This window comes from Serratia sp. CY81684, assembly GCF_052166595.1.
GTDB lineage: Bacteria > Pseudomonadota > Gammaproteobacteria > Enterobacterales > Enterobacteriaceae > Serratia > Serratia nematodiphila.
The window spans coordinates 1,466,925-1,493,891 of sequence record NZ_JBJNOO010000001.1 but is presented as its reverse complement, the minus strand read 5'-3'; the positions used below and the strand labels follow the sequence as shown (position 1 = coordinate 1,493,891).

The 26,967-nt window shown below is 61.8% G+C and carries 23 protein-coding genes; 14 read left to right on the top strand and 9 right to left on the bottom strand.

Annotated features, from left to right (window positions below):
- Positions 1 to 54: 54 nt before the first annotated feature.
- Positions 55 to 798, bottom strand: coding sequence for a sulfite exporter TauE/SafE family protein (locus ACJ8QF_RS07395; RefSeq protein WP_049188150.1), 744 nt, complete (start codon positions 796 to 798; stop codon positions 55 to 57).
- Between the two features lie 107 nt (positions 799 to 905).
- On the opposite strand from ACJ8QF_RS07395, the gene ACJ8QF_RS07390 reads away from it, so the two are divergent.
- Entirely contained in the window at positions 906 to 1,787 is an 882-nt protein-coding gene (locus ACJ8QF_RS07390) for a LysR family transcriptional regulator (protein WP_197752644.1), read from the top strand.
- A gap of 6 nt (positions 1,788 to 1,793) precedes the next feature.
- Here the strand turns inward: ACJ8QF_RS07390 and ACJ8QF_RS07385 are convergent, their stop codons facing one another.
- The 4 genes from ACJ8QF_RS07385 to ACJ8QF_RS07370 all read right to left on the bottom strand — a co-directional run bounded on the left by ACJ8QF_RS07385 (position 1,794) and on the right by ACJ8QF_RS07370 (position 7,584).
- Positions 1,794 to 5,366 carry a molybdopterin cofactor-binding domain-containing protein gene (locus ACJ8QF_RS07385; protein ID WP_442537406.1) on the bottom strand — a complete coding sequence of 1,191 codons (3,573 nt, stop codon included), beginning with the start codon at positions 5,364 to 5,366 and terminating at the stop codon, positions 1,794 to 1,796.
- Entirely contained in the window at positions 5,359 to 5,901 is a 543-nt protein-coding gene (locus ACJ8QF_RS07380) for a (2Fe-2S)-binding protein (RefSeq protein ID WP_004938615.1), read from the bottom strand. The genes ACJ8QF_RS07385 and ACJ8QF_RS07380 overlap by 8 nt, the downstream gene beginning before the upstream one ends.
- 84 nt (positions 5,902 to 5,985) lie before the next feature.
- Positions 5,986 to 6,459: a MarR family winged helix-turn-helix transcriptional regulator gene (locus ACJ8QF_RS07375; RefSeq protein ID WP_004938613.1), complete on the bottom strand. Its 474-nt coding sequence runs from the start codon at positions 6,457 to 6,459 to the stop codon at positions 5,986 to 5,988.
- A gap of 66 nt (positions 6,460 to 6,525) precedes the next feature.
- The gene (locus ACJ8QF_RS07370; RefSeq protein ID WP_015377796.1) at positions 6,526 to 7,584 is read right to left on the bottom strand and encodes a 2,5-dihydroxypyridine 5,6-dioxygenase; all 1,059 of its coding nucleotides are present in this window, start codon (positions 7,582 to 7,584) and stop codon (positions 6,526 to 6,528) included.
- A gap of 326 nt (positions 7,585 to 7,910) precedes the next feature.
- Between ACJ8QF_RS07370 and ACJ8QF_RS07365 the strand changes: the two genes are divergently transcribed.
- The 5 genes from ACJ8QF_RS07365 to ACJ8QF_RS07345 all read left to right on the top strand — a co-directional run bounded on the left by ACJ8QF_RS07365 (position 7,911) and on the right by ACJ8QF_RS07345 (position 12,713).
- On the top strand, positions 7,911 to 9,062 hold the full coding sequence (locus ACJ8QF_RS07365; protein ID WP_033645813.1) for an FAD-dependent monooxygenase: 1,152 nt from the start codon (positions 7,911 to 7,913) through the stop codon (positions 9,060 to 9,062).
- The gene (locus ACJ8QF_RS07360; RefSeq protein WP_442537405.1) at positions 9,059 to 9,853 is read left to right on the top strand and encodes an alpha/beta fold hydrolase; all 795 of its coding nucleotides are present in this window, start codon (positions 9,059 to 9,061) and stop codon (positions 9,851 to 9,853) included. Before ACJ8QF_RS07365 ends, ACJ8QF_RS07360 begins: the two co-directional genes overlap by 4 nt.
- 15 nt (positions 9,854 to 9,868) lie before the next feature.
- Positions 9,869 to 10,621, top strand: coding sequence for a maleate cis-trans isomerase family protein (locus ACJ8QF_RS07355; RefSeq protein WP_015377793.1), 753 nt, complete (start codon positions 9,869 to 9,871; stop codon positions 10,619 to 10,621).
- 9 nt (positions 10,622 to 10,630) lie between these two features.
- Positions 10,631 to 11,260, top strand: a complete 630-nt coding sequence (locus ACJ8QF_RS07350) for an N-carbamoylsarcosine amidohydrolase (RefSeq protein WP_171403579.1) — start codon at positions 10,631 to 10,633, stop codon at positions 11,258 to 11,260.
- Between the two features lie 142 nt (positions 11,261 to 11,402).
- Positions 11,403 to 12,713 carry an MFS transporter gene (locus ACJ8QF_RS07345; RefSeq protein ID WP_442537404.1) on the top strand — a complete coding sequence of 437 codons (1,311 nt, stop codon included), beginning with the start codon at positions 11,403 to 11,405 and terminating at the stop codon, positions 12,711 to 12,713.
- Between the two features lie 71 nt (positions 12,714 to 12,784).
- Here the strand turns inward: ACJ8QF_RS07345 and dcp are convergent, their stop codons facing one another.
- Positions 12,785 to 14,986: a peptidyl-dipeptidase Dcp gene (dcp, locus tag ACJ8QF_RS07340; protein ID WP_049188144.1), complete on the bottom strand. Its 2,202-nt coding sequence runs from the start codon at positions 14,984 to 14,986 to the stop codon at positions 12,785 to 12,787.
- Positions 14,987 to 15,367: 381 nt separating this feature from the next.
- Between dcp and ACJ8QF_RS07335 the strand changes: the two genes are divergently transcribed.
- A complete protein-coding gene (locus ACJ8QF_RS07335; protein ID WP_442537403.1) occupies positions 15,368 to 16,618 on the top strand; it encodes an anti-phage deoxyguanosine triphosphatase in 1,251 nt (416 codons plus the stop codon).
- A gap of 64 nt (positions 16,619 to 16,682) precedes the next feature.
- Here the strand turns inward: ACJ8QF_RS07335 and guaD are convergent, their stop codons facing one another.
- Entirely contained in the window at positions 16,683 to 17,993 is a 1,311-nt protein-coding gene (guaD, locus tag ACJ8QF_RS07330) for a guanine deaminase (RefSeq protein WP_442537402.1), read from the bottom strand.
- A 426-nt stretch (positions 17,994 to 18,419) separates the two neighbouring features.
- Between guaD and fecI the strand changes: the two genes are divergently transcribed.
- The 5 genes from fecI to ydfG all read left to right on the top strand — a co-directional run bounded on the left by fecI (position 18,420) and on the right by ydfG (position 23,961).
- A complete protein-coding gene (gene fecI / locus ACJ8QF_RS07325) occupies positions 18,420 to 18,944 on the top strand; it encodes a ferric citrate uptake sigma factor FecI (RefSeq protein WP_442537401.1) in 525 nt (174 codons plus the stop codon).
- On the top strand, positions 18,941 to 19,897 hold the full coding sequence (gene fecR / locus ACJ8QF_RS07320) for a ferric citrate uptake sigma factor regulator FecR (protein WP_442537400.1): 957 nt from the start codon (positions 18,941 to 18,943) through the stop codon (positions 19,895 to 19,897). The genes fecI and fecR overlap by 4 nt, the downstream gene beginning before the upstream one ends.
- Positions 19,898 to 20,012: 115 nt before the next feature.
- The gene (gene fecA, locus ACJ8QF_RS07315) at positions 20,013 to 22,364 is read left to right on the top strand and encodes a TonB-dependent Fe(3+) dicitrate receptor FecA (RefSeq protein ID WP_442537399.1); all 2,352 of its coding nucleotides are present in this window, start codon (positions 20,013 to 20,015) and stop codon (positions 22,362 to 22,364) included.
- A 200-nt stretch (positions 22,365 to 22,564) separates the two neighbouring features.
- The gene (locus tag ACJ8QF_RS07310) at positions 22,565 to 23,086 is read left to right on the top strand and encodes a GNAT family N-acetyltransferase (RefSeq protein WP_442537398.1); all 522 of its coding nucleotides are present in this window, start codon (positions 22,565 to 22,567) and stop codon (positions 23,084 to 23,086) included.
- A gap of 125 nt (positions 23,087 to 23,211) precedes the next feature.
- Positions 23,212 to 23,961: a bifunctional NADP-dependent 3-hydroxy acid dehydrogenase/3-hydroxypropionate dehydrogenase YdfG gene (ydfG, locus tag ACJ8QF_RS07305; RefSeq protein ID WP_004938567.1), complete on the top strand. Its 750-nt coding sequence runs from the start codon at positions 23,212 to 23,214 to the stop codon at positions 23,959 to 23,961.
- Between the two features lie 36 nt (positions 23,962 to 23,997).
- Here ydfG and ACJ8QF_RS07300 read toward each other — a convergent pair whose 3' ends face one another.
- Positions 23,998 to 24,324: a YnfA family protein gene (locus ACJ8QF_RS07300; protein ID WP_004938563.1), complete on the bottom strand. Its 327-nt coding sequence runs from the start codon at positions 24,322 to 24,324 to the stop codon at positions 23,998 to 24,000.
- A 148-nt stretch (positions 24,325 to 24,472) separates the two neighbouring features.
- Between ACJ8QF_RS07300 and ACJ8QF_RS07295 the strand changes: the two genes are divergently transcribed.
- Positions 24,473 to 24,841: a DUF1283 family protein gene (locus ACJ8QF_RS07295; RefSeq protein ID WP_004938560.1), complete on the top strand. Its 369-nt coding sequence runs from the start codon at positions 24,473 to 24,475 to the stop codon at positions 24,839 to 24,841.
- 89 nt (positions 24,842 to 24,930) lie between these two features.
- Positions 24,931 to 25,230, top strand: coding sequence for a DUF1161 domain-containing protein (locus ACJ8QF_RS07290; RefSeq protein ID WP_004938557.1), 300 nt, complete (start codon positions 24,931 to 24,933; stop codon positions 25,228 to 25,230).
- A gap of 50 nt (positions 25,231 to 25,280) precedes the next feature.
- On the opposite strand, the gene ACJ8QF_RS07285 is transcribed toward ACJ8QF_RS07290, so the two are convergent.
- Complete coding sequence (locus ACJ8QF_RS07285) at positions 25,281 to 26,768, bottom strand: MDR family MFS transporter (RefSeq protein WP_442537397.1); 1,488 nt, start codon at positions 26,766 to 26,768, stop codon at positions 25,281 to 25,283.
- Between the last annotated feature and the right edge of the window lie 199 nt (positions 26,769 to 26,967).

The following is a 26,967-nucleotide window of genomic DNA, read 5'->3' as shown; positions in this document are numbered from 1 at the left end:
TAAAACCCAGAATAATATACCGAACCTAATTACACGCAGATGCTATCGATTCAATTAATTGAATCGCCAAATAATCTCAACGCCCAAGATTAATAACCCAATAAAGAAAAGGCGGCGAAACAGCTGCGGGCGACAATGACGGCGCACGATCCCGCCCAGCCACATGCCGGCCAACGCCGGCAACAGCGACAGCAAGGAAACGCCGAGCAGCGTGCCGGGCAGCGCCTGCTGCCAGGCTAATCCGGCGGCCAGCGCCAGCGTCGAGACGGTGAACGACAGCCCCAGCGCCTGCACCAGCTCATCGCGCGCCAGGCCCAACGCATTCAGGTAAGGCACCGCCGGAATGACGAACACCCCGGTGGCGCCGGTCAGCGTACCGGTCACCAGGCCGCACAGCGGCCCCAGCCAAGGCTCTGCCACGGCGGAAATGCGCCAATCAAAACGGGTGAATCCCAGCAGCGCATAGCCGATCAGACACATGCCCAGCGCCAGCGGCGCCAGGCGGCCGTCGCCGGCAGTGAGCGCCCCCGCGCTCAACAATGTGCCCAGCGTGACGCACAGCATCATCGGCCAGAGCCGCCGCCACAGCGCCCACAGCGTCGGCCCGCACAGCAGTTGCCACAGGTTGGTGATCAGCGAGGGCAACAGCAGCAGCGCGGCGGCCTGCCCCGGCGGCATCATCAGGCTGAGCAACCCCATCGACACCGTCGGCAACCCCAGACCGATCGCCCCTTTGATCGTGCCGGCCAGCGTAAAAATGCCCGTCAGGGCGACAATTTCGAGTAACGTCAGCGACATGCGTCTATCCTTATGGCGAATCAACGGCTCGATTGTGGCCAGCGCCGCGCCGCGGCACAATGCGGCAATGACAGAGCCTGCCTGCGGCAAAGACAGAGGGAAAACGCATGCATTTTGACTTTATCGATCTGCGGCTGTTGGCGGCGGTGCTCGAGACCGGCAGCATCACCGCCGGCGCCGAGCGCGTCGGGCTGTCGCTGGCCGCCGCCAGCGCCCGCATGCGCGGGCTGGAGCAACAGGCCGGCGTAGGGCTGCTGACGCGCAATCCGCGCGGCGTCCAGGCGACGCCCGCCGGTGAGCGCCTGTTGCATCACGCGCGAGTGCTATTGCAGCAGCGCGACCGGCTGCGCGGTGATATGGCCGAGTTCGCGCCGGGCCAGCGTAGCCAGCTGCGCATCGTCGCCAATACCGTCGCCGCCGACGCCTTTTTGCCGGAGCTGTTGGCGGATTTTCTGATGCTGCACCCGCACACCGATATCGCGCTGGAAGAGCTGCCCAGCCCGGCCATCGCGCAGGCGATCGCCGAACGAGCGGCGGATATCGGCATCGTCGCGGACCACGCCGATCTGCGCGGGCTGACAAGTTACCCTTTTCGCCAGGATCGTCTGGTGCTGGCACTGCCGCCGGGGCATGCGCTCAGTGGCCGCCGGCAGGTCAGCTTTGCGGACGCCCTGCCTTTTGATTTCATCGGCCTGCCGGAAGAGAGCGCGCTGCAACAACATCTTGAGCAATTGGCGATACGCAGCGGCGGCCCGATGCGATTGCGGGCGCGTGCCGCTCATTTCGACGCCATCTGCCGCATGGTGCTGCGCGGCGCCGGGCTGGCGGTGGTGCCGGAAGAGAGCGCACAACGCCAGCCGGAAATTCGGCACAGCGCACTGCCGCTGACGGACGATTGGGCGACCCGGCGCCTGTCGATCGCGGTGCGTGACCCGGCGCAGTTGCCGCTGCCGGCGCAGCGGCTGGTGGCGTTCCTGCGCCATGCCTGAGGCGGCTCAGTGCGTGCCCGGCTCTGCGCGCAGCCGCGCAACCTGCGCCTCCACGTCGCGCCAGGCCGGTTTGTCGCCGGCATAGCGTTGGCGTAAATAATTCACCAGCGCCGTCACCTGCCGATCGGAAAAACTGTCCTTAAAGCCCGGCATAAAGCCCAATTCGGCGGTGGCCGGTTTGGGGATCCCTTGCAGGATCACCTTGATCAGGTTATCGGGGCGATCGCTGAAGATGTTGGTGTTGTTGGCCAGATCCGGGCTGACGCCGAACAGCTGCGGCCCGCCGGCGGCGGCGCTGTGGCAGGCCTGGCAAGCGCCCTGAAACAACCGCTCACCGGCAAGTTGCCCCACCGCCGGCAATGCGCGAGCCGCCAACTGCGCCTGCGGTTCCACGTTCAGCGTCGATTTGGCGCTCAGCGACATCACATAATTGGCCATCGCCCGCAGATCGCTCTGCGGCAACGTCGCCAGCTCGCTCACCACCGGCCCCATCGGCCCGGCCGCCACGCCGTGCTCGACGGAATGCCCGCTGCGGAAATACTGAAACAGCTGTTCCTCGGTCCAGGGTTTGTCCGCGTTGGCCAATTGATTCAGCGCCGGCGCTTCCCACCCGTCCACCATCCCCCCCGCCAGGAAAGCCGCGCCGCCCTTTTCCGCCCCCAGCAGGTTGCGCGGCGAATGGCAGGCGGCGCAATGGCCAAGCCCGTTGACCAGATAAGCGCCGCGGTTCCATTGCGCGCTTTGTTGCGGATCGGGTTGATATTCCCCCTGGCGCAGGAACAGCGCGTTCCAGCCGGCCATCAGCGGCCGCAGGTTAAACGGGAAACGCATCTGATTGGCCGGGTTGCTCTGGCGCACCGCCGGTTGCGACATCAGATAAGCGTACAGCGCCTGCATGTCGCCGTCGGTCATTTTGCTGAAGGCGGTGTAAGGAAATGCCGGATAGAGGTGGCGGCCGTCGCGGGAGATACCCTGGCGCATCGCCCGATCGAACGCAGTAAACGACCAGTTGCCGATGCCGGTTGCCACGTCCGGGGTAATATTGGTGCTGTAGAGCGTGCCGAACGGCGTCGCCATCGCCAGCCCGCCGGCGTTGGTCGCCCCTTCCGATGCGGTATGGCAAACCGCGCAGTCTCCGGCGGCGGCCAGCTGACGGCCGCGCTCCAGCGTGGCGGCCGACCAGGTGCCGGCGCCGGGCGTCGCCACCGGCGCGATCTCCGCCCGCCACGGCAAGGCGCTGCCGGCGATGCCCAGCACGGCGCCGAACAGCCCCGCCGCGCCGCCGAACCACCATTTGCCGCGCTTCTTTTTCTTGGGCGGCGCGGCCTGCCGTTCGGCATCCGGCCCATTCAGCGCCTCACGCAGCTTGTCCGAGGTGATCGGCAGCTCGCGAAAACGAATGCCGGTGGCGTCGAACACCGCGTTGGCGATGGCCGCCGCGCTGGGCACCGACGCCGACTCCCCGGCGCCCAGCGGCGGATCGTAAGGGCGCGGCATCATCACCACGTCCACCTCCGGCACCTCCGGGAAGGTCAGGATCGGGTAGGCTCCCCATTCTTTGGCGGAGACCGTCGATTCCTCAAAGGTCACGCGCTCTTTCAATACCCGGCTGGTCGATTGCAATACATTGCCGTGAATTTGGTGGCGCACGCCGTCCGGGTTAACCATCATGCCCGCGTCGTGGCCGACCACGATGCGCGTCACCGCCACTTCGCCGCTGGCTTTGTCGATCGCCACGTCGGCCACCCAGGCGGCCCAGGCCGCGCCAAAGCCGGGAAACTTGCTGTGGATGTAACGGGCATAGGCAAAGCCGCGCCCGCGCAGCACGCCGTCTTCCGCCGGGGTCTGCATCGGTTCGGTATGCGGCGTCCAGCCGGCGCGTTCTGCGGTGCTGCGCATCAGTTCACTGGCGCGTTCATCATTGATGTAGCGCAGCCGATACTCCAGCGGATCGACGCCGGCGGCGTGGGCCAGCTCATCGATATAAGACTCGTGGGCGAAGGTGTTGGGCAAGGCGGAAACGCCGCGCATCCAGGAGGCGCGCACGATCGGCGCCATGTCCTCGATGCTGACGCGCAGCGACGGATACTCATAAGGCGGCACCGAGGTGCGATCGCCCATTTCATAGGCCACCGGCAGCGGCTCGACACGGCCGGTCAGCAGCAGCGCCAGCGTCGGCGCGCCGTTGGAAGGATAATAGGTGCGAAAATCGTAGGCGACCGGGTGCCCGGCGGCGTCCAGCCCGCCGTCCACCTCCATCAGTTGCGCCGTGCCCTTCGGTTCCCACACATGCTCTTGCTCGCGGGTCAGCTGCACCCGCACCGGCCTGCCCACCGCCCGCGACAGCAGCGCCGCGTCGGCGCAGACGTCATCGGCGCAATTGCGGCCATAGCAGCCGGCCGCTTCCATGCGAACGATCTCGATCTGCGCTTCCGGGTACTCCAGCAGCCAGGCCAGATCGGCGCGCAGCAGGTGCGGGTTCTGGCTGCCTGACCAGACCTGCAGACGCTCCGGCCGGTAGTCCGCCAGCGCGCAGGAAGGGCCAATCGAGGCATGAAGCTGATACGGCCACAGATAGCTGCGGGTGAAACGCCTGTCGGCCGCCGCCAGCGCCGCGTCCACGTCGCCGGTATCGTGCACCACTCGGGTCGAATGCGGGTTGTCGCGCAGCGCCTGCGCCACGTCGGTCATCTGCGGCAAATTGCGCCGCCAGTCTTTCCAACTGACCTGCAGCGCCTGCGCCGCCTTGACCGCCTGCTCTTCGCGCTCGGCGACAATGCCGATGAAATCGCCGATCACCACCAGTTTGACGATGCCGGGAATATGCGCGATCGAGGTTTCATCCACCGCCAGCAGGCTGGTGCCGACAAATTCGCCGCTGTCATACCCGGCATAGGGCGGCCGCACTACCCGGCCGTGCAGCATATTCGGCAACCGCATATCGTGTACGTAAGTGGTTTCGCCGGTCGCCTTGGCCGGAATATCGACGCGCGCGGCGCTGGTGCCCACCAGGCGATACTCCGCCTGCGGTTTCAGCGGCGCGTCGCCGGAAATCGACAGTTCGACATGACCGCCGGCCACCAATTCGGCGTAGCTGAGCGCCTGCCCCTGCGGGCTGCGGATCACGCCCTCCTCCAGCGTCAGTTGTTCCACCGGCGCATCGAAGCGCTGCGCCGCCTGGCGCAGCAGCCAACGGCGCGCTTCGGCGGCGGCGTTGCGCAGCGGCACGGCGGCGATCTGCAGCGTGGCGCTGGCGATGGTGGCGCCCTGATTCGGCGCGCGCTCGGTATCGCCCAACACCATTTGCACCTGATCCATGCGCAGGTACAGCTCTTCGGCGACGATCTGCCCGAGCGCGGTGCGCACGCCGGTGCCGAGATCGACATGGCCGTTAAAGGCATAGATTTCACCGCTGCCGCACAGGGCGATAAACAACCCTTGCTCCTTGGGCTTCAGCACCGGTTTTTGCCCCTTGGGCACCAGCCCCGGCGGCGGTTGCACGCTGTCGACGATCAACAGAACGCCGTCGCGCTGCAGCAATTCGGCCTGGCTCGGCGATGGGGTACGGGAATCAGTCATGATCGTGGGCGTCCTCATCGCGGCAGAGAATGATGGCGCGCTGAACCGCACGCAAGATTTCAAGATGGGTGCCGCAGCGGCACAGATTGCCGGACAGCGCCTGACGGATCTCCGCCTCACTCGGGGCGGGATTGCGATCCAACAGGGCTTTGGTGGTCATGATCATGCCATTGAGACAGTAGCCGCATTGCGCCGCCTGCTCTTCGATAAAGGCGCGCTGCACCGGATGCGGGCGCTGGCGAGTGCCGAGACCTTCCAGGGTCACGATCGCCCGGCCGGACACGCCGAGGGCCGGGATCACGCAGGAGCGCGCCGCCACGCCGTCGATCAGCACGGTGCACGCGCCGCATTCGCCCAGGCCGCAGCCGTATTTTGGGCCGTTGAGCGCCAGATCGTTGCGCAGTACCAGCAAGAGCGGCGTATCCGCCATCACCTGCGCATGAAGCTGTTCGCCGTTCACCGACAGCATCAGCGGATGCTCCGTCAGCGTGGTTTTCGCGCCTTCCCTGGGCGATTGCACTTCAGATATCGCCATTGTTTGCGTCTCCGCCTGCACTTGATGGTCTTATGGGCTGGCCTCTCGCCACCGACCACCAGGCAACGACGTTGCGTGGGCGAATCAGCCGGTGGCAGGGTCTTCCAGCATTTTATTCAGCAGGAATATCAGCGCTATCCGTTCGGCCGGGTTCAGCGTGCCGAACGTCAATTCTGTGATTTTCGCCGCCTGCGGCACCGTTTCCGCCAGCAGCGCGCCGCCGGCGTCGGTCAGGCCGACCACCACCTTGCGCCGATCCACCGGATCCGGCGTCACCGTGATCAGATCGCGCGCCTTCAGCCGCTCGACGATGCCACGGATGGTGGCTTGATCCACCGCCGTCACCTGCACCAGCTCGGTCAGCGAGCTCGGCCCCATATCGCGCACCGCGCACAGGGTGATGAACTGCACCGCCGTCAGCTGCGAATCGCCGACGTTTTGCTGGAAAATCGCCACGTGGCGCTGATAAACCTTGCGCAGCAGGTGCCCGACTTGCTCGGTAAAATGATAATTTTCGGGTTGGCCGCTCACGGCTGACGGGTATTCGGGGGGCGTCATTGCGTTACTCTCACCATCTATGGAATCCACGAGAATAGTACAAACCCCCGCCGTTGGCAGCAACGATTACGCCCGGCGCACGCGCGACGCCTCCGGCGCCACCACTTCCCCGTCCGCCACCACCGTTTGCCCATCGAGACGAATGTCGCAGCGGCGCAGCGCGATGTCCATATGGCAAGGCGTTTTGCGCGTGCCGCCCACTTCGGTATTCGGCCCGGTGGAGAACAGGAAGTTGCCGTAGAACGCGCGCGCGTCCATGCACATGCCGTCGTTCTTGTCGTGCAGGCCCATCGCCGTCCACTGGGCGCGAGGCTGCAGGCCCCAGCCGATGTGCGAGATGCCGTACACTTCCGGATCGTCGAAGTATTTCATGTATTCGCGCAGGTATTCCGCCTCAAAACCGCCGTGAATGCGGGTGACGAACCCTTGTTCGATCTCCAGCGTGATGCGTTCGCGCGCATAGCTTTTGAACGGCAGCAAGATATCGCCAACCTCCAGCACCAACACGCCCTCCGCCTGCTCCTCATTCGGCCAGGTGAACAGGAAACCGCTCGGCCAGTGATCCCAGCGCCCCGGCTCATCGGCATAGCCGTACTCGGTCACCGTCGGATATTGCCCGAGCGGCGCGCGGAAATCGCTGCCGGCGGCGGAGGTCACCTGCATCAGCTTCGCCTGCTCCAGCACGGCGGCGGCGGCCAGCACCCGCGCTTTGTCCTCCGCGTTGGGCAACATGCGCGCCAGCACCTCCGGCGGCTCCACCGCCAGCAGGATGCGGGTGCCGGTTTTCAGGATCTGTTCCTGCTCCGGCGAATGCAGCAGCATCATGGTATCGACGATCAGGTCGGCGGCCTCCAGCGCACGCTGCGCCGCCAGGTTGCCGGTCAGCGCGGTATCGCCGCAATAGGCGGTCATGTCGTTGCCCATCGCCCGCGGATGGTTGAACGCCGGCAGTTCGACGGCATACACCCTGGCGCCCAGCCGCAGCGCCGCGTCGGTCGCGGCGCGCACCGTGCGCGCATCGGAATAATGGCTTTTCAAAATCGCCACGCTCTGCGAAGCATCGACCTTCGACAGCGTAAGCACCTGCTCGAACAGCTGTACCAACTGGGTTTCATTGACCGCCATGGCCTGTCTCCTGTCTCGTCAAGGGTATCCGACGCCCGCAAGGCGACGGTTATTTTTTAATCAATTTAAAGTGAACACGCTCATTTTATCTAAGTCAAAAAAGGAATAGAAAGCAAGCCACAGATGGCCATCATAAGAAAGTCCTATTTCATGCCTTATCAATCCTGTGATTAACATGAGTTTAACAGTAATACGCTGTCAATTAGCGTGAGCAAGATCTGATTTAACACTTTTGCAACTTTGCGTTATCTAGTGCATACACTATAAATCAATCGTCCAACCACGCGTTGGGCCTACGCTGAAAAAAGCCAACAGACAGGGGAAACATGATGAGCAAACAACCACGCATCGCCGTCGTCGGCGCCGGGCTGGGGGGCGCCGCCGCCGCCGGGCTGCTGCAAAAAGCCGGCTTTACCGTCGATCTGTATGAGCAGAGCCCGGCGTTCTCGCGCCTCGGCGCCGGCATTCACATGGGGCCGAACGTGCTGAAGATTTTCCGCCGTCTCGGTATTGAGCAACGGTTGGAGCAGATGGCGTCTCATCCCGATTTCTGGTTCAGCCGCGACGCCGAAAGCGGCGACTACCTGTCGCGCATCGAACTGGGCGCCTTCGCCCGCCGGGAGTACGGCGCCGCCTATGTGACGGTGCACCGCGGCGATTTGCAGGCGTTGCAGCTCTCCGCGCTGCAGCCCGGCACCCTGCACTTCGGCAAATGCCTGAGCAAGATTGAAGATCGCGGTGACGAGGTGGTGCTGAACTTCGTCGATGGCACCTCGGCCCACGCTGATATCGTGATCGGCGCCGACGGCATCAACTCGCGCATCCGCGAGCATCTGCTGGGCGCCGAAGCGCCGACCTACAGCGGCTGGGTGGCCCACCGCGCGCTGATCCGCGGCGAGAAGCTGGCGAAATACAACCTGACGTTCGAAGACTGCGTGAAGTGGTGGTCGGCGGATCGCCATCTGATGGTCTACTACACCACCCAACGGCGCGACGAATATTACTACGTCAGCGGCGTGCCGCACCCGGCTTGGGATTTCCAGGGCAGCTTCATCGACAGCAGCCGCGAAGAGATGTTCGAGACCTTCGCCGGCTACCATCCGATCGTGCAGGCGCTGATCGAATCCAGCGAACAGGTCACCAAATGGCCATTGCTGAACCGCAAACCGCTGCCGTTGTGGAGCGAAGGCCGTCTGGTGCTGCTCGGCGATGCCTGCCACCCGATGAAGCCGCACATGGCGCAGGGCGCGGCGATGGCGATCGAAGACGCCGCCATGCTGACCCGCTGCCTGCAGGAAACCGGCCTCGGCGACTACCGCACCGCCTTCCAGCTGTATGAAGCCAACCGCAAGGAGCGCGCCTCCAGGGTGCAGGCGGTGTCCAACGCCAACACCTTCCTGCGCACCCAGGAAGATCCGGCCTGGGTTTACGGCTATGACCTGTACGCGCAAGCGCTGAAATCGGAGAACGCCGCATGAGCACCTTCCTCTACGGCGCCCACGCTCACGCCAACGACATTCGCCAACACTATCTGCGCTACGGCGGCCACGGCCCGGCGCTGATCCTGGTGCCCGGCATCACCAGCCCGGCGATCACCTGGGGCTTCGTCGCCAAGCGGCTGGGGGAAAAATACGACGTCTACGTGCTCGACGTGCGCGGCCGCGGTTTGTCGTCCAGCGGCCCGGAACTGGCTTATGACGCAGAGACCTGCGCACAGGACGTCAGCGCCTTCGCCGCCGCGCTGAACCTAGACAGTTACGCCCTGCTCGGCCATTCGATGGGCGCCCGCTTCGCCCTGCGCGCCGCCGCTTTGCGGCCCGCCGGCGTGCGGCGGCTGGTGCTGGTCGATCCGCCGGTTTCCGGTCCCGGCCGCCGCGCCTATCCCGGCCAATGGCCGTGGTACGCCGACTCCATCCGGCAGTCGCAGCCGGGCATGAGCGCCGAGCAGATGCGCGCCTTTTGCCCAACCTGGAGCGAAGAACAGCGCCAGCTGCGCGCCGAATGGCTGCATACCTGCTACGAGCCGGCGATCCAACGCGCCTACGACGATTTTCATCAGGTGGACAGCCACCGCGACTACCCGCAGCTGACCATGCCGACGCTGCTGATGGCCGCGGGCAAAGGCGGCGTCATTCAGCCCGAAGATCGGGCGGAGATCCGCGCGCTGCAGCCGGAGATCGCCATCGTCGAGGTCGAGAACGCCGGACACATGATCCCGTGGGACGATTTCGACGGCTTCTTCCGCGCCCTGGGCGATTTTCTGGATTAACTGAGGAACACCGACATGAGCAACCACTACCGCATCGGCCAGATCGTGCCCAGCTCCAACACCACGATGGAAACCGAGATCCCGGCGATGCTGGGCGCGCGCCAGCTGATACGCCCGGAGCGTTTCACCTTTCACTCCAGCCGCATGCGCATGAAACACGTCAATAAAGAAGAATTGGCGGCGATGGACGCCGAGTCCGATCGCTGCGCGCTGGAGCTGTCCGACGCGCGGGTCGACGTGCTCGGCTACGCCTGCCTGGTGGCCATCATGGCGATGGGGCTGGGCTACCACCGCGAATCGCAGGCCCGGCTGGCGCAGGTGACGAAAGACAATCAGGCCGCCGCGCCGGTTATCAGCAGCGCCGGCGCGCTGGTCAACGGCCTGAAGGTGATCGGCGCCAAACGCATCGCGCTGGTGGCGCCCTACATGAAACCGCTGACCCAGCTGGTGGTGGACTACATCCAGCACGAAGGCATCGAGGTCAAGGTATGGCGCGCGCTGGAGATCCCGGACAACCTCGAAGTCGGCAGGCACGATCCGGCCAGGCTGCCGGGGATCGTCGCCGAGATGGATTTACGCGAGGTCGATGCTATCGTGCTGTCCGCCTGCGTGCAGATGCCTTCGCTGCCGGCCGTCCCGACGGTGGAGGCCCAAACCGGCAAACCGGTGATCACCGCCGCCATCGCCACCACTTACGCGATGCTGACCGCGCTGGAGCTGGAGCCGATCGTCCCCGGCGCCGGCGCCCTGCTGTCCGGCGCCTATTGAGGAGGCAGAATGAACGACACCCTCAGCGACAACTATCGCGGCGTCTGGGGCCAGCGCATCGGCTTCGGCCGGCGCCCGGCGCTGCTGGCGATCGACTTTATGCAGGCCTACACCACCGAAGGCGCGCCGCTGTTCGCGCCGGGCGTAGTAAGCGCAGTCGAGGAAAGCCGCGAGCTGCTGGCCTGCGCGCGCCGAACGGGAATTCCGGTGATCCACACCCATATCCGCTATCATGCAGGCCATTTTGCCGATGGCGGCCTGTGGGTCAAGAAAGCGCCGGTGATGAAGGACATGGTGGCAGGCAACCCGCTGGCGGCGTTCTGCCCGCCGGTGGCGCCGCTGGGCGATGAGGTGGTGCTGAGCAAGCAATACGCCAGCGCCTTCTTCGGCACCGCGCTGGCGCCGCTGCTGGTGGCGCAAGGGATCGACACGCTGCTGATGATCGGCTGCTCCACCAGCGGCTGCATCCGAGCCAGCGCGGTGGACGCGGTGCAGCACGGCTTTCGCGCCATGGTGGTGCGCGAGTGCGTCGGCGATCGTCACCCCGGCCCGCACGAAGCCAACCTGTTCGACATCGACAGCAAATACGGCGACGTGGTGCACAAACGGGAGGCGCTCGACTATCTGAACCGGTTATGAATCAACGATTCACCTGCAACGACAATAACGAAGGCGCAGACAGCGCCTCAGGCGACCGCCCGAAACAGGGCGGCGTCCATGCAACGCAAACACAACAGGCGCCTCCTGCGGAGGCCAACACGCACCACCTGGAGACAACATCATGGCCATTGTCGACACCCCGCTGGCGGGGAAAGCGGACGCAGAATCGCTGCTGCTGTACCGCAAAATCACCTGGAAACTGATCCCGTTTCTTTGCCTGTGTTATCTGGCGGCCTACCTCGATCGCATCAACGTCGGGCTGGCCAAGCTGCAGATGGCCGACGCGCTGCAGCTGAGCGAAGCGGCCTTCGGCCTGGGCGCCGGGCTGTTCTTCGTCGGCTATATTCTGTTCGAGGTGCCGAGCAACCTGATCCTGCAGCGCGTCGGTGCCAAGATGTGGATCGCCCGCATCATGATCACCTGGGGGCTGCTGTCCACCGCCACCATGTTCGTCACCACGCCGACGCAGTTCTACGTCATCCGCTTTCTGCTCGGCGTGGCGGAGGCCGGTTTCCTGCCCGGCGTGCTCTTTTACCTGACGCTGTGGTTCCCGACCTATCGCCGTGGCCGCATCATCGCGCTGTTCATGATCGGCCTACCGCTCTCCAGCGTGATCGGCGGGCCGCTCTCCGGCTGGATCATGGGCCATTTCGACATGCGCCACGGGCTGCACGGCTGGCAGTGGCTGTTTCTGCTGGAGGGCATTCCCAGCGTGCTGTTGGGCGTGCTGACCTTCTGGCTGTTGCCTAACACTTATCAGCAGGCCAAGTGGCTAACGCCCGAGGAAAAACAGCGCATTGCCGACGATCTGGCGCGCGACGACGCCGAAGCCGGTCACGGCAAGCACAGCTTCCGCGACGGCTTCTTCAACCTGAAGGTGTGGATGCTCGGCGGCATCGACTTCGCCATTCTGCTCAGCGCCTACGCCATGGGCTTTTGGATGCCGACCTTCATCAAAACCGCCGGCGTCACCGACATCACCACCATCGGCTACCTGACGGCGATCCCCAGCGTCGCCGCCCTGCTCGGCATGCTGCTGATCGGCAGCAGTTCGGACCGGCTGCGCGAACGGCGCTGGCACATCATCGTGCCGTTTATCGTCGGCGCGTTGGCGATGGCCGGCAGCACCTTCTTCACCCACAATGCGCTGGCCACGGTGCTGCTGTTCTCCATCGCCCAGGCGGCAATCATCGGCGCGGTGCCGGTGTTCTTCAGCCTGCCGGCCACCTTCCTGCGAGGCACGGCGGCGGCGACCGGCTTCGCGCTGGCCTGCTCGCTGGCCAACATCGCCGGGCTGGTGAGCAATTCGCTGATGGGGCTGGCGCTGGATCTGACCGGCAAGAGCGGCGGCGCGCTCTGGGCCTTCGCCGGCTGCCTGCTGCTCAGCTCGCTGCTGGTGGTGGCCCTGCCGGCCAAGGTGGTGAACCGCTGACTGTCGGCCAAGCCAAAAAGACGAAGGGCGCATAACGCGCCCTTTTGTTTGCTTACCGGGAATGGCCGAACTTACTCGTCCTTCAGCCCGCGGTTGATCAGCATCGGCTCGATGCTCGGCTCTTTGCCGCGCCAGTCGATGTACAGCTTCTCCAGATCCTGGCTGTTGCCGCGCGACAGGATCATGTCGCGGAAGCGCTGGCCGTTTTCGGCGGTCAGGCCCCCGTGTTCGGTGAACCACTGGAAGGCGTCGTCCGCCAGCATTTCCGTCCACAGATAGGCATAGTAGCCCGCGGCGTAGCCGTTACCCCAGATGTGCTGGAAGTAGCTGGAACGGTAGCGCGGCGGCACATAGCTGAGATCCACCTTGTCTTTTTGCAGCGACTCGGCCTCGAACTTGTCCACGTCCTGCTGCGGCTGATCGGCGGTCAGCATATGCCAGTGCATGTCCAGCAGCGCGGCGGACAGCAACTCGGTCATGCTGTAGCCCTTGTTGAACTTGTCGGCCTTCTTGATCTTGTCGACCAGTTCCTGCGGCATCGCCTCGCCGGTCTGGTAGTGCTTGGCGAAATGGCTGAACACTTTCGGATCGCTGACCCAGTGCTCGTTGAACTGCGACGGGAATTCGACGAAGTCGCGCGCGGTGTTGGTGCCCGACAGGCTCGGGTATTCCTGATCGGCGAACATGCCGTGCAGCGCGTGGCCGAACTCGTGGAACATGGTGATCACGTCGTCATACGACAGCAGCGCCGGCTGCCCCGGCGCCGGTTTGGTGAAGTTGGCGACGTTGTAGATCACCGGCCTGGTGCCGTTGAGCTTCGACTGATCGACGAAGTTGCTCATCCAGGCGCCGCCGCCCTTGTTGTCGCGCTTAAAGTAATCGGTATAGAACAGCGCCAGCGATTTGCCGTCCTTGTCGAACACTTCATACACCTTGACGTCCGGCTGATAGACCGGGATGTCCTTGCGCTCTTTGAAGCTGATGCCGTACAGCAGGTTGGCGGCGTAGAACACGCCGTTGTTCAGCACATTGTTCAGCTCGAAGTAAGGTTTGATCTGCGATTCGTCCAGATCGTACTTGGCCTTGCGCACCTGTTCGGCGTAGAACTGCCAGTCCCAGGCCTGCACCTTGAAGTCGCCTTTCTGCTGATCGATCACCGCCTGTATGTCTTTGGCTTCACGCTCGGCGCGCGCGGTGGCCGCCGGCACGATGTTGCGCATAAAGCTCAGCGCGGCATCCGGCGTCTTGGCCATCTGGTTCTGCAGCTTCCAGGCGGCGTAGTTCGGGTAGCCCAGCAGTTTGGCCTGCTCGGCGCGTACCTTGGCCAGACGGGAAATGGTCTGACGGGTATCGTTGCCGTCGCCCTTCTCCGCACGCGTCCAGGAGGCGTCGAACAGCGCTTTGCGGGTGTCGCGATCTTTCAGGCTCTGCAGCAACGGCTGTTGCGTGGTGTTCTGCAGCACCAGCAGCCACTGTTTCTCCAGCTTGCGTTCGGCGGCCGCCTGCGCTGCCGCGGCCAGTTCGCCTTCGGACAGACCGTCCAGCTTCGCCGGGTCGGTTATCGCCAGCGCGCCGTTTTTGCTCGCCGCCAGCAGTTTGTTGGTGAACTGGGTGCTCAGCGTCGCCGCTTCCTGGTTCAGCGCTTTCAGCTTGGCCTTGTCGGCGTCCGACAGGTTGGCGCCCGCCAGCTCGAAGTTCTTGTAGGTCACTTCCACCAGCCGGCGCGATTCCGGATCCAGCTTCAGCGCATCGCGATCCTGATAAATGGCCTTGATGCGCGCGAACAATTTGCCGTTGAGCATGATGTCGTCGTTCAACGCCGCCAGCTTCGGCGAGGTCTCTTCATCCAGCTTCTGCAGCGCGTCGCTGGTGTTGGCCGAGGTCATGGCGCCGAACACGTTCATCACCCGCGTCAGCAGCGAACCGGCCTGCTCCAGCGCCACGAAGGTATTTTTAAAGTTGGGCTTGGCCGGGTTGTTGGCGATCTTCTCCACCTCTTCCCGCTTTTGCTTGATGCCCGCTGCGATCGCCGGCGCGTAGTCGCTCTCCTTGATCAGGTTGAACGGCGGCGCCTGGAACGGCAGACGGCTTTGATAGAAGAACGGGTTTTGGGTCTTTTGCTTGTCGTGCTGATTGGCTTCACCGGTCACGGTAGCCTCCTTCGCCTGGCCGCTGGGCAGCGCGCTATGGTCGGCGTGAGGTTGGGTTTCTGCTGCCTGTGCCTGCGAGCCCAGCGCCATGCCGATCGCCAGCACCAATGTGGATAAACGCATCAAATCGAAACTCCTCCATGTTCACGGAATAAGGTCTCGGGGAATGGCTCCCTCTGAGTCATCACCTAGCTTAGGCGCAGTTGGCAGTTTGAGCAAAAACAAGTGATTAGAAGTTAGTCTATGGTAACGAAGCTCATTACATTAGTGCGTCAAATGAAGTAGTAGCTCACAATGAATTACATCGTTAGGTGAATGGACGAGAATAGAAATTCGATTAAGGTAATTTACTATATGATGAAGCTCTAATTCTCACATTGAAATGAGATTTGTTTTTTTGTTATATAACTCACGATTGTTCCATCAACATTAAAAGCACACGTCATATTATTTAAATGGCAATGATTTCAGTATAATTAATCAACATGGAATAGGATTTAATACATGAGCACTTGGCTAGACAGAAAAGAAAAACCACAGTCAGACTGGCATGATTTCGCAAGGGATAGAGCGAGAGTCATACACTCAGCATCCTTTAGACGCCTTCAAGGTAAAACCCAAGTTCTTGGTGTTGGCGAAAGCGATTTTTATAGAACGCGCCTAACCCACTCATTAGAGGTGGCTCAGATTGGCAGCGGCATAGTGGCCCATTTAAATGACAAATACAGGAGTCATAGAACCTTTAAAGAATTCATACCAAATATGAATTTAATAGAAGCTTTAGGTTTAGCCCATGATATCGGACATCCACCCTTTGGCCATAAAGGAGAAATATCCTTAGCAGCCAAAATGCGAGATTTTGGTGGATTCGAAGGAAATGGGCAAACTTTGAGAATCTGTACTCATCTTGGTGAGGCATCTCTGAATAATGGCCTTAACTTAACGCGAAGAACACTTTTAGGACTGGTCAAATACCCATGTAGATATAGCGATTTAAAAGCGGCCATAGGATATACAGAGAAACCACCAAAATGTATTTTAGATACGGAGAAAGATGAATTGGAATGGATTCTCGATATACTAACCAAGGAAGATAGAATAGAATTTACAAAGGCAAAGGAAAGCAAGTCTCCAAATGAGAATAAAAAAACAATTTATAAGTCATTTGATTGCAGCATCATGGAGTTATCTGATGACATAGCATATGCTGTTCATGATTTAGAAGATGCCATTGCATTAGAAATCATAGGAGTTGAAGACTTTAGGAGTTGGGTTGCAAGTACCAACCTCAAGGAGTATGAAAAGTTTGAAAACGATCTGTTCTCAGGTAATCACCCTCGAAGAAAAGGAATAATAAGCAAGTTAGTTCACAAGTTTATAGACAATGTTAAAATAACACAAAGAAATGTTTTCCAAGAACCTTTGATTGATTTGAATGCTTTTGTTGATGAGAGTATAAAGTTTGAAATAAATGAATTAAAAAACCTCACATACAAAAAAGTAATAAAAAAACATGAAATAAGAACAATGGAATTCAAAGGAGGGAAAATAGTTTCAGAACTATTCGATGCAGTAAATGAAAACACAAAAGAACTCCTCCCTCAAAAATATTTGGACAGAATCGAGAGTTGTCGCGGCCTACCGAGGGAAAGAATTGTATGTGACTTCATAGCAGGCATGACAGATAATTATGCGTCAATGCTTTATGACCGCATATTTACAACAAACAGCGGCTCTATATTCTCGAAACTTTAACCTCCTCAGATGCATCATATAATTGATGCATCTGAATTACATTCCCTTTCAAACACTCTAATATTTAACTTTGATAAACCACCTTACCGTCCACATAGGTGCAATAAATATTGCGGTCGTCCCCCAGGGTCATCAGCACAAATCCTTGCTCCATCAGCGTGGCGCTGTTGGCATGACGCAACTGCTGCAGCGGCGTGACCGCCGGATCGAGCACCACGAAATCCGCCTCTTTACCGACGTTGAAGTTGCCGATTTTGTCGTCCAGCGCCAGCGCGCGGGCGCCGCCCAGGGTGGCATGATAGAACGCTTCTACGGCGGAGAGCCGGTAATGCTGCAGCTGGCCGACCTTGTACGCCTCGCCTAACGTGCGCAGCATATTGAAGGTGGTGCCGGCCCCCACGTCGGTGCCGATGCCGAGCTTCACCCGCTTGCGCCAGGCCTGCTGCAGGTCAAACAGCCCGCTGCCGAGAAACAGGTTGGAGGTGGGGCAAAAGGCGATCGCCGAGCGGGTATCGCACAGGCAGTCCCACTCCTGCTCCTCCAGGTGCAGGCAGTGAGCGAACACGCTTTTATCGCCGGTCATGCCATAACGGTGGTAAACATCCAGATAGCTGCGGTGCTGCGGAAACAGCGCTTTTACCCAGGCCACTTCCTGCGGGTTCTCGCTCAGGTGCGTCTGCAGCCAAACGTCGGGATACTCTTCGCGCAGCCGCTGCACCTGCGCCAGCAGCGCCGGCGTACTGGTAGGCGCAAAGCGCGGCGTAATGGCGTAACCGAGGCGGCCTTTGCCGTGCCAGCGTTCAATCAGCTCGCGCGTCTGGCGGTAACTCTGCGCCGGCGTTTCCAGCAGCGCCTCCGGCGCATGGCGATCCATCATCACCTTGCCGGCGATCAGGCGCATGTTCAGCGCTGCCGCCTGGCTGAACAGCGCATCGACCGACTGTGGATGCACGGTGCCGAACACCAGCGCGGTGGTGGTGCCGTTACTCAGCAACTGCTGCAAAAAGAAGGCCGACATCGCATCGGCGTGCTGCTCACAGTCATAACGGCTTTCGGTCGGAAAGGTGTAATTGTTTAACCAGTCCAGCAGCTGGTCGCCATAGGCGCCAATCATTTCGGTTTGCGGGTAGTGGATGTGGGTATCGATAAATCCCGGCACGATCAGCTTGTCGCGATACTCCGTGACCGTGAAGCCCGGCGGCAGCAGCGCCTCGCCCTGCTGCCAGTTGCCGAACCAGACGATGACGCCGTCGTTCAGCAGCAGCAAACCGTCGGGAACATGCCGCAGGCGTTCCTCAAGCTGTTGCGGCGCCTCCACACAGGCTGCGATATCAAAAAAATTGCCCCGAATAGCCGTGGTGAATTGCAGTGCCATTATTTTCTTCCTTGTGACGACCGGCCAAGCTCACCCGCGAAATAACCTGCGCCGATGAAACAAGGCTTTTTTGCCCAAACGCCAAGACCGGCTTAAGCATAGCAAGCCGCATGCCAACAGGCGGCGATAAAATACATTTTTAAATAAAAACAATTGATTGGTAATTAACCTGAAAGCATAGGCCGGCGAAAGAGAATAAGACCCACGCTCAGTCTTCGACGGCGGATAAATAGCAACCGTTTGCCTGCCAAAATAACATCGCGTCGCTGCACCTTGAATGAGCAAACGAATATCTTCACGGCGCACGGCTTATTTCAACACCACGCCGGGGGGTTGAATCTCGGCCTAAGGACAACGGTCAAACTTGAAACGATAACCATTCTCAATTATCATCCGCGCATCTTTTTGACCAGCAATGCGAAAATCATGTCCGCCACCGCTTCTGCCCCGCACGCCGCGCTGTCGCGCCTTTACGCCACCCATCATGCCTGGTTGCAGGGATGGCTGCACCGGCGGCTGGGCTGCGCGTTCGATGCGGACGATGTGGCGCAGGACACCTTTATGCGCCTGCTGAGAAGCGACGCCGCGGCAACCCTGCGCGAACCGAAAGACTTTTTGGTCACCGTCGCCAAGCGGGTGATGGTCGATCTGTTCCGCCGCAGAACGCTGGAGCGCGCTTATCTTGAGATGCTGGCGCTGATCCCGGAAGGCTACGCCCCGTCGCCGGAGCAGCGCCAGAGCCTGCTGGAAAGCCTGCAGCAGATCGACGCCATGCTCGACGGCCTGGGGCCGAAGATAAAACAGGCCTTTCTGTTGTCGCAGCTCGAAGGCCTGGGCTATGCGGACATCGCCGCGCGCCTCGGCGTTTCGGTCAGTTCGGTTAAAAAATACATGGCCAAAGCCACCGAGCATTGCCTGCTGTTCAGCCTCGAAAACGACGTTTATTCATGAGCAACGCCATCACCCCCGAGCAGCGCCAGGCGCTGAAAATGGCCGCACACTGGTATGCGCTGCTGTGCGACGAGCACGTCACCGAACGCCAGCGCCAACAGTGGCAAGCCTGGCACCAGCAGCATGACGATCACCGCTGGGCCTGGCAGCGCGTCGAAGCGCTGCAGAGCCAGCTACAGGGCGTGCCGGGCAAATTCAGCTACCGTGCGCTCGATCGCGCCGGCCGCCAGGCGGCGATCGATCGCCGCACCCTGCTGAAAAGCCTGCTGCTGTTGCTCGGCGTGGGCGGCGGCGGCTTCCTTTACCAGTCGCCGTTCGGCCGGGAGCTACGCGCCGACTACCGCACCGCCACCGGCGAGATCAAACCCATTGTGTTAAGCGACGGCACCCAGCTGGTGCTGAACACCGCCAGCGCGGTGGACGTACATTACGACGATCGTCAACGGCTGATCCGCTTGCACGCCGGGGAAATCAGCCTGATTACCGGACGCGACCCCCGGCCGCTGTGGGTGCAAAGCCCGCAGGGGGCGATGCGCGCGCTCGGCACCCGCTTTTTGGTGCGTGAGAGCGCTGGCGAGACGCGCCTGACGGTGCTGGAGCATGCGGTTGAAGCGCAGCTGGCGCAGGACGCGCGGCAAACGCGCCGGGTGAATGCCGGCGAACAGATTAGCTTCAGCGCCACGGCCTTCGGCGACAAGCAATCGGCTGCGCAAGAGGACGGCTGGCTGCGCGGCGTGCTGAGCGTCAGCCAGTGGCGACTGGAGCGGGCGATCGCCGAACTGGCGCGCTACCGGCGCGGCCACCTGAGCTGCGATCCGGCCGTCGCCGGCCTGCGCGTCAGCGGCAGTTTCCCGCTCAACGATACCGATCGCGCCCTCGCCCTGCTCAGCCAGACGCTGCCGGTTCGTCTGCAGAGCTTTACCCGCTATTGGCTGCAAATCGTCCCCGCCTGAATCTTTTTAAATAAAAATGATAAAAAATCGCATTCTTGATTGTCCCTTTTGCTTCGCTCATCCGACTCCCAGGAAAACACTGCAGCAATAAATAAAAAATGATTCAGGAGAAGGTATGAACAACGCTTGGGGAAAGGTCGCTCCGGCTTCGCTTTGGGGAAAACGGGCCACGCCGCTGGCCATGGCCATTGGTCTGGCCTTCGCCGCACCGCTGACGGTGAGCGCCGCCAGCGCCGCGGCCACCTATCACATTCCGGCCGGTGAACTGGACGGGGCGCTGAACGCTTTCGCCGCTCGCGCCGGCATCGCACTCTCGGTAGACGGCACGCTGACCGCCGGCAAACGCTCGCCGGGCCTGAACGGCAGCTACGGTGTCGACGACGGCCTGAACGCCCTGCTGGCGGGCAGCGGCCTGCAGGCTAAAGCGCTCGGCAACAACGGTTACACGCTGGCCACACTGCCGCAGCCGCAGAAGGAAGAAGACATCACCGTAGTCGGTGACTGGCTGGCGGAAGGCCGCCAGATCGACGTGTTCGAACACCCCGGCGCGCGCGACGTGGTGCGCCGCGAAGACTTCGCCAAAACCGGCACCACCACCGTGCGCGAAGCGTTGAACCGCGTGCCGGGCGTGGTGGCGCCGGAGAACAATGGCACCGGCAGCCATGATATGGCGCTGAACTTCGGCATTCGTGGCCTCAACCCGCGCCTCGCCAGCCGCTCCACCGTGCTGATGGACGGCATCCCGGTGCCCTTCGCCCCTTACGGCCAGCCGCAGCTGTCGCTGGCGCCGGTCTCGCTCGGCAATATGGACGCGATTGACGTGGTGCGCGGCGGCGGCGCCGTGCGCTATGGGCCGCAGAGCGTCGGCGGCGTGGTCAACTTCGTCACCCGTGCCATCCCGAAAACCTTCGGCATGACGGCTGGCATGCAGGGGCAGCTCAGCCCGACCTCGCGCCAGGATCACCCGAAAGGCACCGGCAACCTGATGATCGGCGGCACCGCCGATAACGGCTTCGGCGCGGCGCTGCTCTACTCCGGCACCCGCGGCAGCGACTGGCGCGAGCACAGCGCGACCAAAATCGACGACGTGATGCTAAAAAGCCGTTACGCGCCGAACGAGGTGCACACCTTCAACAGCCTGCTGCAATACTACGAAGGCGAAGCTGAAATGCCGGGCGGCCTGAGCCGGGCGGACTACAACGCCAACCCGTTCCAGTCGACGCGCCCGTACGACAAGTTCTGGGGCCGCCGCCAGTTGGCGAACTTCGGCTACCAGTATCAGCCGGATCGGCAGCACAAGTTCGACGTGCAGAGTTTCTACACCTACACCCTGCGCAGCGGCTATCTGGATCAGGGTAAAAACCTGACGCTGTCGCCGCGCGAATACTGGGTGCGCGGCGTGGAACCGCGCTACAGCCAGATCTTCCGCTGGGGCGACTCGGCGCATGAGGTCGGCGTCGGCTACCGCTACGTCAGCGAATCCACCCACGAACTGCGCTACACCAGCAAAGCCAGCACCGGCAGGCTGCCGTCCACCGCCAGCCCGTACGATCGCGACACCCAGTCCGGCACCGAGGCGCACGCCTTCTATATCGACGATCGCATCGACATCGGCGACTGGACCCTCACGCCGGGCATGCGTTACGAATACATCAAGTCGTACCAGAACAACTACATCAAGAATAACCGCCTCGACGTCAGCTATAACGCGCCGCTGCCGGCGTTGAACGTGATGTATCACCTGAACGAATACTGGAACCTGTACGCCAACACCGAAGGCTCCTTCGGCACCGTGCAGTACAGCCAGATGGGCAAAGCGGTCGACAGCGGCAAAATTGAACCGGAGAAGGCGCGCACCTGGGAGCTGGGCACCCGCTACGCCGGCGATGCGCTGACCGGCGAAATCGGGCTGTTCCTGATCAACTTCAACAACCAGTACGACTCCAACCAGGTGACCGACAGCGTGACCGCGCGCGGCAAAACCCGCCACACCGGGCTGGAAGGCAGCCTGCGTTACGATCTGTCGCAGCTGACGCCGAAACTGGACGACCTGACCGCCTACGCCAGCTACGCCTACGTCAACGCCACCATCCGCGAAGACGGCGGCTACAAGGGCAACCAGGTGCCGTTCTCGCCGAAGCATAAAGGCACGCTGGGGCTGGACTACACGCCAGGCAACTGGGCGTTTAACCTTAACGGCGAGTTCCAGTCCAGCCAGTTCGCCGACAACGCCAACACCGTGGCGGAAAGCGCCGACGGCAGCACCGGCCGCATTCCCGGCTACATGCTGTGGGGCGTGCGCGCCGCCTATGATTTCGGCCCGGAAATGGCCGGCCTGAATCTGGGCGTCGGCGTGAAAAACCTGTTCAACCACGAGTATTTCACCCGCGCCTATGACGACAACAACAAGGGTCTGTATATCGGCCAGCCGCGCACGATTTATCTGCAAGGTTCGGTGAAGTTCTGATCCGCAGCGGCGGGCGCGGTTAACCGTGCCCGCCGTCTTTCTCATCAACGTGACGCCGTCACATAAAGCCGTTCCTCCGCGCCGCCGCAGCGGCGAAAAATAAGTCGCTTCTGACGCCAATGCGCGTAATATCGACGATCCGCCCCAACTTATGGGCGCGGATTTTTTTGCCATTCTGGCCTGAAAAGCGAGGGAATAAGATGAATCATAATGACCTTTCTCAGTGCCGCGTTGACACCGACCGTTTGTTGATTGCCCCCTTTATCGCAGCAGACGCCGACGATGTTTACCAGGCGATCACCCCCACTCTGACGCGCTTTATGACCTTTGAACCGGAAGCGTCGCCGGAAGACTTCGCCAACGTCTGGCAAAGCTGGCTGCCGCTGATGCGCGAAGGCGAAGAAGTGATCTTCGTCGCCCGTCGGCGCGAAGACCGGCAGTTCGTCGGCGTCGGCGGCGCGCATAATCTGCGCAGCCACACCCCGGAGCTGGGCATCTGGGTTAAAGAGAGCCTGCATGGCCAGGGCTACGGCCGCGAAATCGTGCAGGGCATCGCGCGCTGGGCCAGCGAGCGCTTTCAGCCGCCGCACTTTCTCTACCCGGTGGCCGAGCAGAATACCGCCAGCCGCCGCCTCGTCGAGTCGCTGGGCGGCGTGCTGGCCGGCCGTTGCGAGCGCATCAAGTATGACGCCGTGGTGTATCACCTGCCGCCTCAGCGCTAGTCAGCATCGGGCCGCCGGCCCGGTGTCATCTTTTTTGCTTTCCGCCATGATAACCCCTGCCACTGCCTGCGGGTTTGTGCTAATGATAGAGGCATGTAGGGTAAAAACAGTTGAGGAACAGCAACATGATTATTTTTGTTACCGGCGCCACCTCCGGTTTCGGCGAGGCGATCGCGCGCCGTTTTATCCGTGAAGGCCATCGGGTGATCGCCGCCGGGCGCCGCCTTGAGCGTCTTGAAGAGCTGCAGGAAGAACTCGGCCAAGCGCTGCACATCGTGCGGCTCGACGTGCGCAACCGCGCCGCCATTCAACAGGCGATCGAAGCACTGCCGGCCGAGCTGCGCCAGATCGACGTGCTGGTGAACAACGCCGGGCTGGCGCTGGGGCTGGAGCCGGCGCACAAGGCCAACGCCGATGACTGGGAAACCATGATCGACACCAACGCCAAAGGGCTGGTGAACATGACGCGCGCGCTGTTGCCGGCCATGGTCGAGCGCAACGTCGGCCACGTGATCAACATCGGCTCCACCGCCGCCAACTGGCCTTACGCCGGCGGCAACGTGTACGGCGCCACCAAGGCATTCGTCAAACAGTTCAGCCTGGGCCTGCGCGCCGATCTGCACGGCACGCGCATCCGCGTGACCGATATCGAACCGGGCCTGGTGGGCGGCACCGAGTTCTCCAACGTGCGCTTCAAGGGCGATGACGGCAAGGTCAACAAAACCTACGAAGGCGCCGATGCGCTGACGCCGGAAGACATCGCCGAGTCGGTATTCTGGGTCGCGACGTTGCCGGCGCGCGTCAACATCAACACGCTGGAAATGATGCCGGTCAGCCAGTCCTTCGCCGGGCTGAACATCCACCGCGGCGCCTGAGCCGCGACGGCGGGAGGCGACTCCCGCCGCGTTTCCTCAGGCCGCGCGCCAGCCGGAAACGATAATCAGCATGCCCGCCAGCGCCACGCCGGCGCCGACCCAATCCAGCGCAGACAGCTTCACCCCGTCCACCACCCGCAGCCACAGCAGCGCCGTCGCCACATACACACCGCCATAGGCCGCATAGACCCGCCCGCTGGCCGCCGGATGCAGCGTCAACAGCCAGACAAACAGCATCAGGCTTAATGCCGCCGGCAGCAGCAGCCAGGCACTGCCCTGCTTCTTCAGCCACAGGTAAGGCAGGAAACAGCCGATAATTTCAGCCAGGGCGGTGGCGAAAAACAACAGCGTGGTTTTTAACATCGGTCGCAGTTTTCTCTCGGTAAAGTAAACGAATCGGCGCTTGGCTGGTGAATTCCAGGAGCGCGGTGGTATATTTATCACCACGCCTGCGGGCGAGGTAACGCCAGTGTCGCCATCATCAGGCGCACTCACTCATAAGGATGAAACGATGAAAACATTTTCGACCCAACGACTGCTGCGCGGGATGCTGCCGGTCGCCATGCTGGCCGTTATGGGCGCCTGGCAGGCGCCGGCGCTGGCCGCTACCTGCACGCAGGGCAGCACCTGCGTCACCGTCGATGGCAAAGGCAGCGGCGCGATGAGCACCGAAGAAGCGCGCCAAAGCAAAGAGCAGTGGAATGATACCAAATCCCTGCGCCACAAGGTCAACACTCGCGTCGAGAAAGAGTTCGACAAGGCCGATCGCGCGGCAGATGACGAAGACCGCTGCAACGACAGCAACAACGTCAACGCGTACTGGGAACCGGACACCCGTAAATGTCTGGATCGCCAGACCGGGCGTCGGATTAATCCTTAATCCGCCTGCGGCGGGCGGGCAAGCGTGAAACCCGGCCGCCGTTGCTGCTATCCTGTTACAGGAAGTTCATTGTCTAAAAGGATGACGTGATGAAGAAAACGCTGATATTAACCGCTGTTTTGCTGGCCGGCGCCCCATTGGCGGCTCTGGCCTCCTGTGAAAGCGTGAAAGCGGACATTTCGCAAAAAATCGTCAATAACGGCGTTCCGGAGTCCGGCTTCAAACTGGAGATCGTGCCTAACGATCAGGCCGATCAAGCAGGCGGCCAGGTGGTCGGCCACTGCGAAAACGACACCCAGAAGATCGTTTATACCCGCCTGAACAACGGCGACGATAGTGGTGACGCGGCGCAGACCGGCACCAGCCAGGACACCTCCAACGCGCAGTAAGCCGCATCGGCTACCCAGGGCGCGCAATAGCCGCGCCCTTTCCTTTTCCTTTACGCCTGCTCCGCCTCTTCCTCTTCGCCTTGCGGCCGACAACGCGCCGGGATCAGCATCGCCGCCGCCAGCGCCAGCAACGACACCAACGCCGATACCAGGAACACCCAATGCAGCGAAGCCGCCACCTGCTGGATAAGCTGCGCCAGCGCTTCGTTCCCCATGCTCTGCCGCACCGCCGGATCCATCAGCCGCTGCACCGGATCGTCAATCTCCGGCAAACGCCACTGCAGGTTGAGGTTCAGCGTGGCGCCCAAAATCGCGGTGCCGATGGCCGAGCCCACCATGCGGGTAAACACCGTACAGGCGGTGGCAATGCCGCGAATGCTGTAATGCGCGGCGTTCTGCACCGACACTAAAAACGTCGTGTTGCACAATCCCATGCCGGCGCCGACCATAAACGCCGCCACCCGGCCCCACAGCAGACCGCCGTTCGGCTGCAGCATCAGCAGGATCAGGCCGCCCGCCACCAGCAGCAGCGCGCCCAACAGCGCCGTGGCGCGATACGAAGTCATCAGCATCAAACGGCCGCTCAGCGTGCTGGCCAGCGGCCAGCCGATCGACATCAACGCCAGCGTGGTGCCCGCCTCCAGCGGTGAGCCCCCCATCACGCCCTGAATGAAGGTGGGCAGAAAGGCGCTGATGCCCATCATCGCCGCGCCGATCACCAGCCCGCCGATGTTACCGGCGACGATCACCCGGCTTTGCCACAGCGCCAGCGGGAACAGCGGCTCAACCGCGCGCCGCTCCTGGCGGATCAGCAACGCCAGCGACGCCGCCGCCAGCGCCAGCAGCGGCGCCACCCACCATCCGAGACTTTCCATCTGCAACAGCGCCAGCAGCAGCGCCGAAACGAACAGCGTCAGCCAGGCGGTGCCCGCCAGATCCAGCGCGTGCCGCCGCAGTTGCTGATGCGCCGGCAGATAGCGCCAGAGGAAGAACATCGCCAACAGGCCGATCGGCAGGTTGACCCAGAACACCAGCGCCCACGGCAGGTGTTGCACGATAAACGCGCCCAGCAGCGGGCCGATGATCGCCGATACGCCCCACACGCTCGACAGGTAACCCATCACCTTCGGCCGCTCGGTGGCGCTGTAGATGTCGCCGATGATGGTGGACGCGATCGGCATGATGGCGCCGGCGCCCAATCCCTGCAATAAGCGGAAGCCGATCAGCCAATACATGTCGGGGGCGAAGCCGCACAGCACCGATCCCAGCAGGAACAGCGTAGCGCCGAAGAAGAACACCCGCTTGCGGCCGTAGAGATCGGCCAGCCGCCCGTAGATGGGGATGGTGATCGCCTGCGCCAGCAAATAGACCGCGAACACCCAGCCCAGCAGCGAGAAGCCGCCGAGATCGCCGATGATGGTCGGCATGGCAGTGGCGACGATGGTGGCTTCGATCGCCGACATGAACATCGCCAGCATGCAGGCGATCAGAATCAATGGGCGGTGGGCGATGGGTGCGGGTGAAACGTTATTTGTCATGGCGTTATGCAGGTTTCCTGGCGTTTTTATTTTCCCTGAGTATATCAGCAAGCGCCTGCGCCAAGTCTATCCGCCCTCACATCCTGTCTTTGCCGGCGGCGAATCGCACCATTTGGACTGATTGTTACGGCGTAACGTTTTGCTGCGGATTTTTTTCACTTTCCCCTCATCCCAGCGCTGACGCGGGCTGAGGCGCCGA